The following is a 14,766-nucleotide window of genomic DNA, read 5'->3' as shown; positions in this document are numbered from 1 at the left end:
TTTTTTATTGTATTAAATTATGTTGGAATGCATAAATAACAGCTTGTGTTCTATCTTGTACCTCTAATTTGCTTAATACATTACTCACATGTGTTTTAACCGTCTTAATCGTAATGTGGGAAGCGCTAGCTATTTCTTGGTTTGAATATCCTTTTGCAATTAATAATAAGATTTCCATTTCTCGCTCAGTTAACATTTCATACAATTCAGCACGTTGTTTCATGCGATTTCTCATTTTAACTAATACTTCAGCTTCAAATACAGACTCATTGTGATATGTTTTACGAATAGCTTCAGCAATGTCACTCGCACTTGTCGTTTTTAAAATATAACTATCGACACCTGAATCTAAAGCGCGGTACACTTCATTATCTTCAATATAACTTGTTAACATAACCACTTTAATATGCGGCAAATCTTTTTTTATTTGTTCTGTTGCTTCTACGCCATCCATATCATCCATTAATAAATCCATTAAAATTAAATCAGGATGTAGTTCATGTGCTTTTTTTATTGCATCTTTTCCTGATTGCCCTTCTCCAACTACTTCTATGTCTGATTGTGTAGATAAATAACTAGAAATTCCGATTCGAACCATTTCATGGTCATCAACAAACAATACTTTAATCGGCATTTGAATCCTCCTTATTTAATGGGGCCTTGACTTCAATTCGCGTGCCTGAATCTGGCAGAGATACGATATGGAAAGTTGCACCAATTTCAAGGGCGCGTTCTCGCATATTTTTCAAACCATAACTTTGTTCTACCTTATCATCTACGTTAAAGCCTTTACCGTCATCTTGTATACGTAATAATAAATATTCTTCTCTATTAAATAATTCAATTGTAACTTTAGTACCTTTCGAATGTCTTAATGTATTTGAAATTGCCTCTTGGGTAATCCGAAATAAGTGATCTTCAATACCTTTGGGTACTTTGAAGTCTTCAATATCGTGTACGACTTTCATGGGTACTTTTTTCTGCAAGTCAACAACTAAATCTTTGATACCTTGGCCTAGTGATTTATCCTTCAAACCAATTGGTCTTAAATGTAATAGTAATGCGCGCATTTCTAATTGTGAATCTTGAACCATTTTTTCGAGTACTGGAATTTGTTGATCTAAAGGCGCTTGTAATTCAGTTTCTTTAATTGCTGAAAGCATCATGCTTGCTGCAAATAATTGTTGGCTTACAGAATCATGTAGTTCACGAGCCAACCTTTGTCGTTCGTCTTCTATTATTTTTTTAACTTTCACGTCATTCATATTATATGATTCGTTTGTTAAATTTTGCGTTTTCATACGCAACTTGTGAACTTCTTGATTAAGTGGTACCAGTGCTTGATATAATTCAATGGTTTCATTGTACAACTCTATATTTTGGTCATTGATACCTACTGTTTGGCCTTCTATGGAGCGCTCAATTTGATCTTGTAACCAATGATTCTGTTGATTAATTTTATATGCTAATACAGATCCAACGATGATACAAAGTAATATAACTAACAAGTTTATAAATAATAAAACTGGTATGCCAAATATTTGTGTGTAAATCATGCCTTGGAAATATATGATATTAACAAATACTTTGTCTATAAAAAACATGGCGAAAAAAGTACTATATACTAATATCAACATTGACCCTATTGCTCTTATGTAGTGATTCATTTATAAATCACCTCAACATCACCTATAAATGTTGATACATAAATATTAACAGCATAGTTATCTTCTTTTGTTTCTTCTACGACCTTAATATTATTATTTTCTACTTTATATGAGGTCTCGTTAACATAGGCATTACCATAAAGTGTCGAAAAATGTAATTTAATATTGTAATTGAGTGGTACAATTATTTGCACTTTACCTAAAATATGTCTAATAACTACGGTGTTATGCTCTCTGATATTGGCAGCTTTAGACATATCTATGTGAATGTCACCGATGCCATGTTGAATTTGTAAATCCTCCCATTTATACACATAAACAGGTGTCCGTTGTTCGCCAAACCATTTTTGTTTGATAAACTCCGGAGATTCAACAGCTTCTTCAGTCGCAATAACCTTTAAAGGCTTAAACCTATAAAATATATACCTAACAATTAACACAATTAAAAAGACAAATAATATGATAATCGTATACTTATTGGATAATAAGGTAAAGGCGATGAGTAATACGCCTATCCAAAATGATAATAGTCCTCGTACTTTATGGAAATATAAATAGCCCACATAAACTAAAATACAACCTAATAACAATACAAAAATAAAACCAATTTTTTCAAAGAAAATATAATAGAAGTTAGCTATTATCATTAATGCTGTAAACACAATTAGCATCTCAGTTGATATATATTTATGAGTCATGTTTCGCCACCTTTCTTCAAGCGACTAAACTAATGCGTTCGATTAAATCACATTCTGTTTCAACATTCACTTTTTCTTTTGCTTGTTGTGACAAATCGGCTACAATTCGAGCGTAGTCTGCTTCCATTTCATTTAATTCGTTTTTAATATGTTCAATATCATGATGCTCTACCTCTTGAGCGCATTCGATATATGTTTCATCTAATATATCAATATATTTATTCTCTAAAGACAATGTCAAATGATCGATTAATTTTCCTACATACATTTTTCTTTCGAATAGATATTTTATGTACATTTCTATACTTCTTAATTTTTTATCAAGATATTGTCTGTATTCAATTAAACTTGAATAAAATGTTTGTTTAGTCACTTTTTCTAAATAAGTCGTAATATAATTCATAGAATCACCTCATGATTGATTAAATTCTATTATAAAAAATATCCGGAACCATTAGTATAGGCTCCGGAACCATCTTATATTAGGACTTTAGACCGAAACTTATTTTAATCTATTTTAGTAGTTAAAACTGGTCCTTCTTTTGTGACTATCACCGTATGTTCTATTTGTGCAACAAAACTTTTATCTTGCGTTTCAAATGCCCAGTCATTTTTGCCTTCAGTTACAAAAGTTGCATTAGTAGAGATAAATGGTTCTACTGCAATAACTGTACCTTCTTTTAGTAATGTTTTGTCTTTTGGATCGTAATAATTTAAGACATGACTTGGTGCTTCATGAAGTGATTGCCCTACACCATGTCCAGTTAAATTTTTAATCACTTTCAAATCATTTTTCCGTGCGGTAGCATGCACTGCTTTACCGATTTGACTTAATTTTGCGCCTGGTCTAACTTTTGTCATAGCTTGTTCAAACGCTTCTAAAGCAACATCACAAACTTTTTGTTTTAAAGGATTATCCGCTTCACCTACAACAAATGAAATACCAGTATCTGCATAATAACCATTTTTCAATGCAGAAACATCGATATTGACTAAATCACCTTCACGGATTTTTCTTTTTCCAGGTATACCATGCGCAACTTCTTCGTTCACGCTTATACAAGTTTGGCCTGGAAAGTTTTCATCATGGATTGGTGCTGAAATTGCATCATGTTCTTCAAACAATGCTTTAGCAATGTCATCTAATTCTTTAGTAGTGATACCTGGTTTAGTAGCTGCTTGCATTTTATCTCTTACTAATGCACAGATATAACCAATATCTTTTAACGCTGTTAATTCTTCTTCAGTTTTTACAATCATTTTATCCCGTTCCTTTTTGTAAATTATATTCTTTCTTATTATAGCAGACTTTTTTTGATATAATAAATTAGAAAATTTTTATCATATATAGTTTAACATTTTAAACTGATAATGACATAACCACTTTTACTATTCTGGTTATTTCGATTAATGTATAAATTTAATAGGAGTTTTTTTATGAATGACATCTGGTATAAAAAAATTGTAGGCGCTAGAACAATTAAAACTGGCTTAGCGACCTTTTTAACAGCCTTCTTTTGTTTGGCTTTAAACTTAAATCCGATTTTTGCAATTTTAACTGCAATCGTTACCATCGAACCAACTGCGAAAGCATCTTTAAAAAAAGGGTATAAGAGGCTTCCTGCTACGGTTATTGGTGCATTATTTGCAGTAATATTTACGTTTGTTTTTGGTGATCAATCTCCATTCACATATGCATTTAGCGCAACATGCACAATCATTTTATGTACAAGATTAAATTTACAAGTAGGCACAACCGTAGCGACATTAACTGCTATGGCTATGATCCCTGGTATACATGATGCTTATTACTTTAATTTTTTTTCCAGATTATTAACGGCTATCATTGGGCTTGTTACGGCGGGATTAGTAAACTTTATTATCTTGCCCCCCAAGTATTATGACCAACTAGATGACTCTATTAATTTAACTGAGGAAAAAATGTATGCATTATTTAACCAGCGAATGCGTGAACTCGTAATGGGCAAGTTTAATAAAGGAAGCACGTATCATCAATTAAATTCATTATTAGATTTAAACCAAAAAGTAGAAACATTATTATCTTACCAAAAAGATGAACTCAGTTACCACAAACACCATAATTCTGAATGGATGCGATTAAAGTCATTAACAACTCGCACCCATACAAACCGATTATTTATAACGCATCTATCCAATTTAGTTTACTTGCCTAAAGATACTTATGTTACTTTTACAAAAGATGAAAAAGTTGCCATTTTAAGCATTGCACAAAGTATACATAAAATTCATAGTTCTGGGCACTTCGAACGTCAACCCAAATCTGCATCGTTACTTAAATCGACTGTTAAGGGTCTAGATGAATTTGATAAAAATCAATTAAAAAGCCATATCGTATATGAAATATTATTGATTTATAGAATATTAAATAATCGTTTTGCCTAAACCTGTTTTTTTATAAAATTGTCATTACATAAACTAGAACATTAAAAGCCAAAAGCTGATTTGAATCAATCAACTTTTGGCTTTTAATATTATGGTAATGCTATTTGCTTTGCTGTGAAACACGTTCTATGATCACATTTTTTGCTGCTTCTTCCTCAGTATTATCCACATTTTTTGGTTCAAAAACAATCCCCTTACGATCACAGGCCTTTTCTAATAAATAGTCAGTAATTTCATGATTTTTAGGTAATATGGGACCATGTAAATAGGTGCCAAGTAAGTTTTTATAATGTATGCCTTCTTTTGCATCTTCATCATTATTACCATACCCATAAGTTACTGAACCCAGTGTTCCAAAATCATGATATGTACGCCCACCATGATTTTCGAAACCGACTATAGTACCAAAAGTATCGCTTTCTATAACAATATCTCCAGTTAAGCGATCTTTTTGTGATTCTGTATAAAAATCTAAAATATTTAAACCTTCTAACGCTATACCATCTGGCGTGATATATTTACTTCCTAAAAATTGATATCCTCCACAAACAGTTAATCCAGGCATACCATCTTCAATTGCAGCTTTCAAGCTCTCTTTTATCTTGCTTAGTTCTTGAGTTGCTAATGCTTGTTCTCTATCACTGCCACCACCAATGAAGAAAATATCACATTCTTCAAACGTCACACCTTCTGTTTGATTGATATCAATTACATTTAAAGTGATATTTCGTAATTTTGCACGCTGTTTCAAAGCAATAATGTTTCCAATATCACTATATAAATTTAATTTATCAGGCATAAAGTGATAAACCGTTAACTCATTCATTTTGTTTTATCCTCCTCAAAAGAGTGATTTAATTGTTTTAACATAGGTGATAGCGAAGTATAATTAGGGATTGCCACAGTAAAACTATTTGCATAGTTCATTGTTTTGGCCGTCGCTTTATAAATATCTTTTTCTAAAATAATAGGTGCTTCTACCCCTGCTAATTTTAATCTTAACTGTAATTCTTCTGCGCGAGTACCAGTAACAATAATGGTTTCGATTTGTTGATTTACTAATTTTTCAAAATCTGCATCATAAATCCATGAAGTATCACGGCCATCTGCAGCGTAATCATTTAAACTTATAACGTAAATTTTATTCCCTTCGATTTGTTCTCCTACTGAAAGACTTGCATTCATTCCAGCAGGGTTTTTAGCTAAATTAATCATCGCCTCTTTTTTACCCTTTTTGAAATATTGCATACGCCCATTATCGGAAGTATAACTTTCAAAACCCTTTTGAATAGATTCATCATTCAACCCTAATTCTCTTAACACAGTGTAGGCAGCAATTGCGTTATATGCATTAAAATCACCTGCAATTTTCATATTAAATGTTGTAGTACCAACATTTAGGTTGATAAAAGGTGCCAAATCAAATTGTGTCACCTCATACTTTGTTTCTTCTCGCTTAAAACCACATTCACAATAATAATGTCCTAACTGGTTGTAGTGAATATAATCATAATGTAGCAAACGACCACAATTAGGACAATATCTGCTTTCATTCATTAAACTTTGCTCAAAATTGTGCGCGTTCTTTTTCATACCATAATAAATTACAATATCGCTAGCTGTCTTTAACCTACTTACAAACGGATCGTCAGCATTTAATAATAATTTAATCCCTTTATTATTAATTGCATTTGCAATATTATTTACCATAATATCGATTTCCCCAAATCTATCCATTTGATCACGGAAGAAATTCGTCACAACCATCATTGTTGGTGTAACTTCATTTAACACTCTCGGAATAGAACCCTCATCTATTTCAATAACAGCAATTTTAGTTTCTTTTTTTATTTGTAAAATAAATGCTGATGTAATACCTGCAGCCATATTTGCACCTTCATTATTATGTATGATTTCAATATGATTCTCTTTTAAAGTATGGCCAATTAAATTTGATGTAGTTGTTTTCCCATTTGTACCACTTATAAATACAATCTCATCTACATGAGACGCCAATTCTCTTAATATATTTTTATCCACTTTTCTAGCAACTTGACCTGGTAAATCAGTGCCCTTTTTTCCAGCAGCTCTACTCACTTGTCTTGCCAGTTTTGCTAAGCGGGTTGCAGTCCATTGTCTCATTTATTTCCTCCTCTACTATTCACTAAAATATTATAACACGATTAAGTTGTATTCCAAACAATTCTCAATGCAAAAGACTCCATCTTTTTTTCAGATTATAATAATTATTATTTACGAATGAGAATAACTTTGCTATACTATTTAAAAACTAATACATGGAGGCTATTTCTTATGTTAAATAAAGAATTATTAGATGCATTAAACGAACAAATGAATCACGAATATTTTGCTGCACATGCATATATGGCTATGGCTGCATACTGTGATAGCAAGTCTTACGAAGGCTTTGCGAATTTCTATATCCAGCAAGCCAAAGAAGAAAGATTTCACGGTCACAAAATCTATGACTATATTAATGATCGTGGCGAACAAGCAAAATTTGATTCTATCCCAGCACCTAAATCTGAATTCTCAAGTATTTTAGAAACATTTGAAGATGGTTTAGCACAAGAACAAGACGTAACACGTAGATTTTATAACTTGTCTGACCTAGCCAATAAAGATAAAGACTATGCTACTATTTCATTTTTAAATTGGTTCTTAGATGAACAGGTGGAAGAAGAATCAATGTTCGATACACATATTGATTATTTAAAACGCATCGGCGATGACAGCAATACATTATATTTATATGAAAAAGAATTGGCAGCACGTTCCTTTAATGAAGAGGAAGCATAGTTCAACCATGCCATTATTTACTCGTAAATTCAGTTTGAATTGAATACAAAAGAGAGTAAACAGAAATCATATTTTATAAAATGATTTCCTTGCACACTCGGCAAGAATGATTAGAAAAAAGCATGCAAAAACAAAGACTCACGCATAAGTGCTACTAAATTCAGTACATTGCATGAACTTAACCTTAATACTAAGCTTCATAGATGAAGAAGTTGCTCTTTAGAACTAGCGCTTTAAAATTTGCACTTAGATCTAGTTTTTAAAGAAGTGCGTTTTTATATTTTCTTTCCAGTCATCTATTGCCAATATGATATCTAAGGCTGACACATTATTTATGTTTCAGCCTCTTTTCGTTATTTTTAATACTACGAATATCAAAGCATCAACAAGTACTGACATAGTTGAAAACAGTATGACTCGCTTGACTTCAAAAACAGAATTATATAAAGTCATATCATATTCATAAATGAGAAAGGAATCTTGCTTCATGACCGCCAATGCTTATATTGCTTTAGACTTTGAAACTGCGAATGGAAAACGAACTAGTATTTGCTCAATAGGTATGGTTAAAGTTATCAATCATCAAATCACAGAATCTTTTTACACACTTATAAATCCTAATGACTATTTTTCCAAACAAAATATAGCTGTACACGGTATCCAACCGAATGATGTCATAGATGCACCTACATTTGACTTAGTGTATCCCTATATGATGCAATTCATCGAGAATCTCCCAGTCGTTGCTCACAATGCGGCATTCGATATGAATGTATTATATGAGAGCATTAAAGCGATAGGACAAGACACACCTCCAATGACATATTTTTGTTCTTTACAACTATCTAGAAGAACAATCAATAATCATCGTTATGGATTAAACTATATGATGTCTTATTACAACCTAGATTTTCATGGTCATCATGATGCTTTAAACGATGCTAAAGCATGTGCGATGATAACCTTTCGCTTATTAAAACACTATGATGATTTAAATAGCATGCTCAATATATATGGCAAACAATTGCAAGATAAAGATTGAAATAGAAATGGTGTCTGTTAGTGGCGCTTTAGTTAAATGTAATCATAAATCGTCATATTCTCATATGTTGCTTTTTCTAGATTGCCTACTGTGACTCCCACCAATCGAATAGGTGTTTCCGATTCTTTTAATTCTGTATACAAACTATAGGCAATATTATATATATCTGTCTCATTTTTAACTGGGTCTCTTAAACTTCTTTGCTTAGACAGTGTTTCAAACTTAAAGGTCTTTATTTTAACTGTTACGGTTTTTCCAGATTTTTGAATTCTAGCTAACCGCTCAGCTGTTTTACCACATAACTCCCATATTTTTTGGAGAATTTGTTCGTCATCGTTCATGTCAGTAGCAAATGTTCGTTCTGTTCCAACTGATTTTCTAATTCTTGTGGGTTTAACTTCGTTATAATCTATACCTCTTGCTTTATTGTATAATCCATGACCACGCTTGCCAAATAAACGGATTAACTCTCGCTCACTTTGATTATACAAATCTTGTCCATTATAAATTTGATGTTCATGCATTTTTTCTTTCGAAGCTTTACCAACCCCTGGAAAATCGCCAATATCTAATCCCATTAATATTTCATGAACATTGTTATAATCGATAACAGTGAGACCATTGGGTTTGTTCATACCACTTGCTAATTTAGCTAAAAATTTATTATATGATACACCCGCTGAAGAAGTTAATTGTGTTGCTTCGTAAATATCTCTTCGAATATATTGAGCAATTGTAGAAGCAGGTAAATCTGGCCGTACAAGATGTGTTATATCTAAATAAGCTTCATCGAGTGATAAAGGTTCAACCTCTTCTGTATAGCTCTTAAAAATGTTCATTATCGTATTTGACGCTGTTTTGTATGCTTCAAACCGAGGTGATACGTAAAAACCATCAGGACATAATTTATGTGCTTGCGCTGTGGGCATTGCAGAGTGAACACCATATTTTCGAGCTTCATATGATGCTGTTGATACAACGCCTCTCCCACTTGCTTTTCCACCAACGATGACTGGTTTACCTTTTAATTTAGGATTATCTCTGATTTCCACTTGAGCAAAAAAATAATCCATATCAATATGAATGATTCTTCTTTCTGACAATGCACACACCTCCCTTGTAACATCTTAAATTAATATCATTGGTATTTATCTTACATTCTTAATAATTTCCTTACATAAAATATGCTCATTAAAATGAACACAATTAAAAAAAGAGTTAGCTATCACGATGTAAATACGATATCTGTTTAAACATTGATTACGTATTTACCAGTAATACTAACTCAAATTAATTTACATTCTACGATTTGGTATCAGTTTGTAACTGATTAGAGGGATTTTGGGTAAAATATATGATGCCATCTTCTGTATCTTCAATATATTGAACATTAGCATTTAAAACTCCGGATAATAAATATATATCCCTAACACAGTATCCAATATGGAAACTTGCAATAAAAATAATAGATGAATAAGTAGCAACAGAAAATAGGGTAAATAAAATTAACGTAATAATTAATAAAGGTGCTAACATAATCATGCTATATTGCCATTTTTTAAAATACACTTGAGGCATATGTGACTTTATTAAACCATATTTAATGCGATAAGTAGGCTTTTGTCCTTTTGACAACAAACGAAACATCAGATTATGAACCAATTCATGTAATAAATAAATAACAGTAAATCCTAATATACCATAAATTAAATTAAATAAGATATTTTGCTCTATTACTGAAGCAAATAAATAAGCAAATTTATACGATAACAATATGCTGATCATTACTACTGTAAATTGAAATAATAAGAAGCCTTCTAATAACTTTTTATTAGAAAACAAATCAATTTTAAACATTAGTCACCCTCCAAGCGCTTCGCTATTACCTAGAGTATACAACGATTTAACCCACTATGAAAGAGGAATGCTAGAAAGTAAGTTACTTGTAATTGAATTTTAACAAACCTTCTTACTTTGCAATACTCTGCAATATTGAGCAAACAATAAATTAATTAACTTTACACAATGTATTGCAAGAAATGCAACACATAATCATTTGTTAAATATGTTCAAATTGAGCAACAGTTTCAACATGTGTTGTATGTGGAAACATATCAACTGGTGTAATTTGTGTTAACTTATATTGTTTTGCTAAATGTTGTGCATCCCGTTGTTGTGTTGACGGGTTGCAAGATATATAGACGATTTTTCTTGGATTTAATTCTAAAAGTGTTTCCAAAAAGGTATCGTCACAGCCTTTTCTAGGTGGGTCAACCATCACTACATCTGGTTTAATTCCTTGTGCTTTCCATTTTAAAATAACTTCTTCTGCCTTTCCACAGACAAAAGTAGTATTTTCATATTGGTTTATGGTCGCATTTTGTTTTGCATCTTCAATGGCTTCTGAAACGACTTCTACGCCATAAACATGCTTGGCTTGTGGCGCCATATATAACCCAATCGTACCAATGCCACAATACGTATCAAGTACGATATCTTCACCGTTCAACTCTGCGTATTCTATTGCGCGTTGATATAATTTTTCAGTTTGTATCGAGTTAATTTGGTAGAAAGATTGATCACTTATTTTGAAAGTAACGTCTGATAAAGTATCATGAATTGCATCTTTACCATATAAAGTATAAGATTCTGATCCCATTATTACGTTGGAATGTGTATTATTAATATTGTGTTTAATACTTGTGATATTAGGAAACGCATCAACCATTTTTTGGACAAGTAAATCGCTCTGTTTAAATTTTTTCCCGTTTGTCACAAAAATCACCATTAATTCTCTTGAATAGTGCCCAGTTCTTACTACAACATGTCTCATAAGCCCTTGCTTTTTATGTTCGTTATAAACACTTATATTTAATTCATTAAACCAAGCTTTTATTTGATTCATCATTTGTTGATGCAGTTGATCTTGAATTAAGCATTCATCCATATCTATAATGTCATGACTTCTCTGTCTATAAAAACCGGAAATTATTTTTCCTTCTTGGTTTTTACCTACGGGCACTTGAGTTTTATTACGGTAATACCAGGGGCGCTCCATTCCCACAGTGTCGTGGATGATTGTATCTTTAAAGCCGGCTTTCCTATGGAACAAATTAATCACTTGTTCTTTTTTCATATTTAATTGCGCTTGGTATGTCATGTGTTGTAATTGACAACCCCCGCATTTGTAATAGTATACACATGGTGGTTCAACACGATCGCTGCTTGGCTCTTTTATTTCTATTAATTTTCCAATGGCAAAATTCTTTTTAACTTTGATTACCTTAAATGTAATTATTTCATTTATTAACGCGTTAGGTACAAAAATAGGATAACGATCTAATTTAACAACACCGTGTCCTTCATGTGTTAAATCAACCACTTTTCCCTCTAATCTTTCATTTTTTTGTAATGTTTTCATCTTGTCACTCCACATAAAAGAGGTTAGGATACTTTGTGTCATTACCTAACCTCGTAGTTTATTATTAATTTTTTGACTATTTATTTTAACTTAAAAGCAAGAAATAATTCAAGTTTGCTTTTATGTGTTTCGTAAATCTTATTGTTCTACTAATTCTTCGTTTTTCATATCACTAGGTGTATATACTTCAATATGTTGTTTTAAATTCAAGAAATTACCTGGTAATTTACCCCCATATTCACCGTCTACATTCAATTGCATATCTATAAATGATGATATATTGATTGATTTCGCTTTTTTATAGTGTACTTTAGGATGCTTGATGTGCTCACCTCGTGAAGCAAGTGTCATAATATGACCTAATTCAGCTAAATTAGCTTTTTCAACTATAATTAAAGTAAAATACCCATCATCTAATTTAGCATCAGGCACTAATTTTTCAAATCCTGCCATAGAATTGGTCAAACCTAAAAGAAACAACAAGGCTTCTCCTTGAAAAACTTCACCATCATATTCAATACGAATATCAACAGCTTTCATTTGTGGTAACATTTCAAACCCTTTTATATAGTAAGCAAATGGACCAACGATGGATTTTAACCTACTTGGTGTTTCATAGGAGACCTGTGTTAATTGCCCTCCAGCGGCTAAATTAATAAAATATCTACTATTCATTTTCCCAATATCCACACGTGTTGAATGACCTTCTATAATCACATCAATTGCACTCATGATATCATTTGGTAAATGTAAAGCACGACCAAAATCATTTACAGTGCCCATTGGAATTATCCCTATATTAGGCCTATTCGGATATTCAGCTATACCATTGATGACTTCATTTAATGTACCATCACCACCTGCGGCTATTAGAACATCATAATTTTGTGTTAAACAGCGTCTAGCTTCTGTTGTCGCATCACCAATTTTTTCAGTTGCGTAGGCACTTGTTTCAAAACCGGCCTTTTCTAATTTGATTAATACATCTGGCAATGTACGCTTAAATAATTCTTTACCAGATGTTGGGTTATAAATGATTCTAGCTCGTTTTCTCATATTTTATCCCTCAACTTTTTATACTCAGTTTCTATATTAAATGATTTAGTTAAATGATAAAAGTAATTAGGCTATTTTTTAAAAGAAAATATAGCATCCTACTCAATAATAAAGAACCTGTAGATAGCATTGCTCTACAGGTTCTTTCAAAATTAGATTTTCAAATTTTAAATCTCGAAATTATAGATTAATCATTTGATTATCTTTTGTCTAATTCTTGTTTTAACAATTGGTTAACTAGTTGTGGATTAGCTTGGCCTTTGGATGCCTTCATAATTTGACCAACTAAGAAGCCCATTGCTTTACCTTTACCGTTTTGGTAATCTTCTACTGATTGTGGATTGTTATCTAATGCTTCGTTAACAAATTTAAGTAGTGTTGCTTCATCAGAAATTTGGACGAGGCCTTTATCTTCCATAATTTGTTTTGCGTCGCCGCCATTTTCAGCTAATTCTGGGAATACTTTTTTAGCAATTTTACTACTCATTGTACCGTCTTCGATTAATTGAATCATACCAGCCAAGTTTTGTGGTGTTAATTTTGTATCTAATAATTCAATTTGATGTTTATTTAAATATTCATTAACGCCGCCCATTAGCCAATTTGATGTTAATTTCACATCTGCACCTTCGGCTACTGCACCTTCGAAGAAGTCGGACATTTCTTTTGTTAATGTTAACACGTGTGCATCATATGCTGGTAATCCAAATTGATTCACATATTTTTCTTTTCTTTCATCAGGTAATTCAGGGATTGTTTGACGTACACGCTCTTTCCATGCTTCATCTACGTACAATGGTACAATATCCGGCTCAGGGAAATAACGATAGTCATCTGATCCTTCTTTAACACGCATTAAAATTGTTTTACCTGTTGATTCATCAAAACGTCTCGTTTCTTGGAGGATTTCTCCACCATTTAACAGTTCTTCTTCTTGACGTTTTTCTTCGTATTCTAAACCTTTACGTACGTACGTAAATGAGTTTAAGTTTTTAAGTTCTGCTTTGGTACCGAATGCTTCTTGGCCATATGGACGTAAGGAAATGTTAGCATCACAACGTAATGATCCTTCTTCCATTTTACAGTCAGAAACGCCAGTATATTGAATAATTGAACGTAGTTTTTCTAAATATGCATATGCTTCTTGTGGTGAACGGATGTCTGGCTCAGAAACAATCTCAATTAATGGTGTGCCTTGTCTATTTAAATCAACTAAAGAGTAACCATCTTTATGTGTTGACTTACCAGCATCTTCTTCCATGTGTAAACGCGTAATACCGATACGTTTTGTTTCACCATCTACTTCAATATCGATATAACCATTTTCGCCTATAGGTTGGTCAAATTGTGAAATTTGGTAGGCTTTAGGATTATCTGGATAAAAATAGTTTTTACGATCAAATTTTGATTCTGTTGCAATATCCATATTTAATGCCATTGATGCTCTCATAGCCCAATCAACAGCGCGTCTATTGACTACTGGTAACACACCAGGATAAGCCAAATCAATTACGTTTGTATTTGAGTTAGGTTTTGCCCCAAAATGAGCTGGTGATGGAGAAAACATTTTTGATTCTGTTTTTAACTCAACATGGACCTCTAGTCCAATAACTGTTTCAAAATGCATGATTTCCACTC

At 32.2% G+C, this 14,766-nt stretch carries 15 protein-coding genes; 3 read left to right on the top strand and 12 right to left on the bottom strand.

Features of this window, described 5'->3' with window-relative positions:
• Positions 1–4: 4 nt before the first annotated feature.
• The 5 genes from vraR to map form a co-directional block, all read right to left on the bottom strand.
• Positions 5–634 carry a response regulator transcription factor VraR gene (vraR, locus tag IEU88_RS12075; RefSeq protein WP_096808931.1) on the bottom strand — a complete coding sequence of 210 codons (630 nt, stop codon included), beginning with the start codon at positions 632–634 and terminating at the stop codon, positions 5–7.
• On the bottom strand, positions 624–1,667 hold the full coding sequence (gene vraS, locus IEU88_RS12070; RefSeq protein ID WP_096808929.1) for a sensor histidine kinase VraS: 1,044 nt from the start codon (positions 1,665–1,667) through the stop codon (positions 624–626). The genes vraR and vraS overlap by 11 nt, the downstream gene beginning before the upstream one ends.
• Positions 1,664–2,365 carry a cell wall-active antibiotics response protein VraT gene (vraT, locus tag IEU88_RS12065; RefSeq protein WP_096808927.1) on the bottom strand — a complete coding sequence of 234 codons (702 nt, stop codon included), beginning with the start codon at positions 2,363–2,365 and terminating at the stop codon, positions 1,664–1,666. The genes vraS and vraT overlap by 4 nt, the downstream gene beginning before the upstream one ends.
• Positions 2,366–2,381: 16 nt before the next feature.
• On the bottom strand, positions 2,382–2,768 hold the full coding sequence (locus tag IEU88_RS12060; protein WP_103372573.1) for a hypothetical protein: 387 nt from the start codon (positions 2,766–2,768) through the stop codon (positions 2,382–2,384).
• Positions 2,769–2,872: 104 nt separating this feature from the next.
• A complete protein-coding gene (map, locus tag IEU88_RS12055) occupies positions 2,873–3,625 on the bottom strand; it encodes a type I methionyl aminopeptidase (RefSeq protein WP_103372572.1) in 753 nt (250 codons plus the stop codon).
• A 177-nt stretch (positions 3,626–3,802) separates the two neighbouring features.
• Here map and IEU88_RS12050 point away from each other — a divergent pair, with 177 nt between their 5' ends.
• Complete coding sequence (locus IEU88_RS12050) at positions 3,803–4,789, top strand: FUSC family protein (RefSeq protein WP_096808922.1); 987 nt, start codon at positions 3,803–3,805, stop codon at positions 4,787–4,789.
• 100 nt (positions 4,790–4,889) lie between these two features.
• Here the strand turns inward: IEU88_RS12050 and gatD are convergent, their stop codons facing one another.
• Together gatD and murT are read right to left on the bottom strand one after the other, a co-directional pair.
• Positions 4,890–5,615, bottom strand: coding sequence for a lipid II isoglutaminyl synthase subunit GatD (gene gatD / locus IEU88_RS12045; RefSeq protein WP_096808920.1), 726 nt, complete (start codon positions 5,613–5,615; stop codon positions 4,890–4,892).
• Positions 5,612–6,931 carry a lipid II isoglutaminyl synthase subunit MurT gene (gene murT, locus IEU88_RS12040; protein ID WP_103372594.1) on the bottom strand — a complete coding sequence of 440 codons (1,320 nt, stop codon included), beginning with the start codon at positions 6,929–6,931 and terminating at the stop codon, positions 5,612–5,614. The genes gatD and murT overlap by 4 nt, the downstream gene beginning before the upstream one ends.
• Before the next feature lie 171 nt (positions 6,932–7,102).
• Here murT and ftnA point away from each other — a divergent pair, with 171 nt between their 5' ends.
• Complete coding sequence (gene ftnA / locus IEU88_RS12035) at positions 7,103–7,609, top strand: H-type ferritin FtnA (RefSeq protein WP_096808915.1); 507 nt, start codon at positions 7,103–7,105, stop codon at positions 7,607–7,609.
• A 487-nt stretch (positions 7,610–8,096) separates the two neighbouring features.
• Positions 8,097–8,651 carry a 3'-5' exonuclease gene (locus tag IEU88_RS12030; RefSeq protein WP_096808913.1) on the top strand — a complete coding sequence of 185 codons (555 nt, stop codon included), beginning with the start codon at positions 8,097–8,099 and terminating at the stop codon, positions 8,649–8,651.
• Between the two features lie 32 nt (positions 8,652–8,683).
• On the opposite strand, the gene dinB is transcribed toward IEU88_RS12030, so the two are convergent.
• The 5 genes from dinB to gatB form a co-directional block, all read right to left on the bottom strand.
• Positions 8,684–9,754: a DNA polymerase IV gene (dinB, locus tag IEU88_RS12025; RefSeq protein WP_096808911.1), complete on the bottom strand. Its 1,071-nt coding sequence runs from the start codon at positions 9,752–9,754 to the stop codon at positions 8,684–8,686.
• 199 nt (positions 9,755–9,953) lie between these two features.
• Positions 9,954–10,508 (bottom strand): DUF3267 domain-containing protein, encoded by a 555-nt coding sequence (locus IEU88_RS12020; RefSeq protein WP_096808910.1) that lies wholly within the window; start codon positions 10,506–10,508, stop codon positions 9,954–9,956.
• A gap of 202 nt (positions 10,509–10,710) precedes the next feature.
• Positions 10,711–12,072, bottom strand: a complete 1,362-nt coding sequence (rlmD, locus tag IEU88_RS12015; RefSeq protein ID WP_103372595.1) for a 23S rRNA (uracil(1939)-C(5))-methyltransferase RlmD — start codon at positions 12,070–12,072, stop codon at positions 10,711–10,713.
• 138 nt (positions 12,073–12,210) lie between these two features.
• The gene (locus IEU88_RS12010) at positions 12,211–13,128 is read right to left on the bottom strand and encodes a diacylglycerol kinase (RefSeq protein ID WP_096808906.1); all 918 of its coding nucleotides are present in this window, start codon (positions 13,126–13,128) and stop codon (positions 12,211–12,213) included.
• Between the two features lie 199 nt (positions 13,129–13,327).
• A complete protein-coding gene (gatB, locus tag IEU88_RS12005; RefSeq protein WP_096808904.1) occupies positions 13,328–14,755 on the bottom strand; it encodes an Asp-tRNA(Asn)/Glu-tRNA(Gln) amidotransferase subunit GatB in 1,428 nt (475 codons plus the stop codon).
• Between the last annotated feature and the right edge of the window lie 11 nt (positions 14,756–14,766).

It is taken from the genome of Staphylococcus nepalensis (genome assembly GCF_014635045.1).
GTDB classification, from domain to species: Bacteria; Bacillota; Bacilli; order Staphylococcales; family Staphylococcaceae; genus Staphylococcus; species Staphylococcus nepalensis.
The sequence above is the reverse complement of the archived record's forward strand: the minus strand, read 5'-3'. Positions and strand labels throughout refer to the sequence as shown.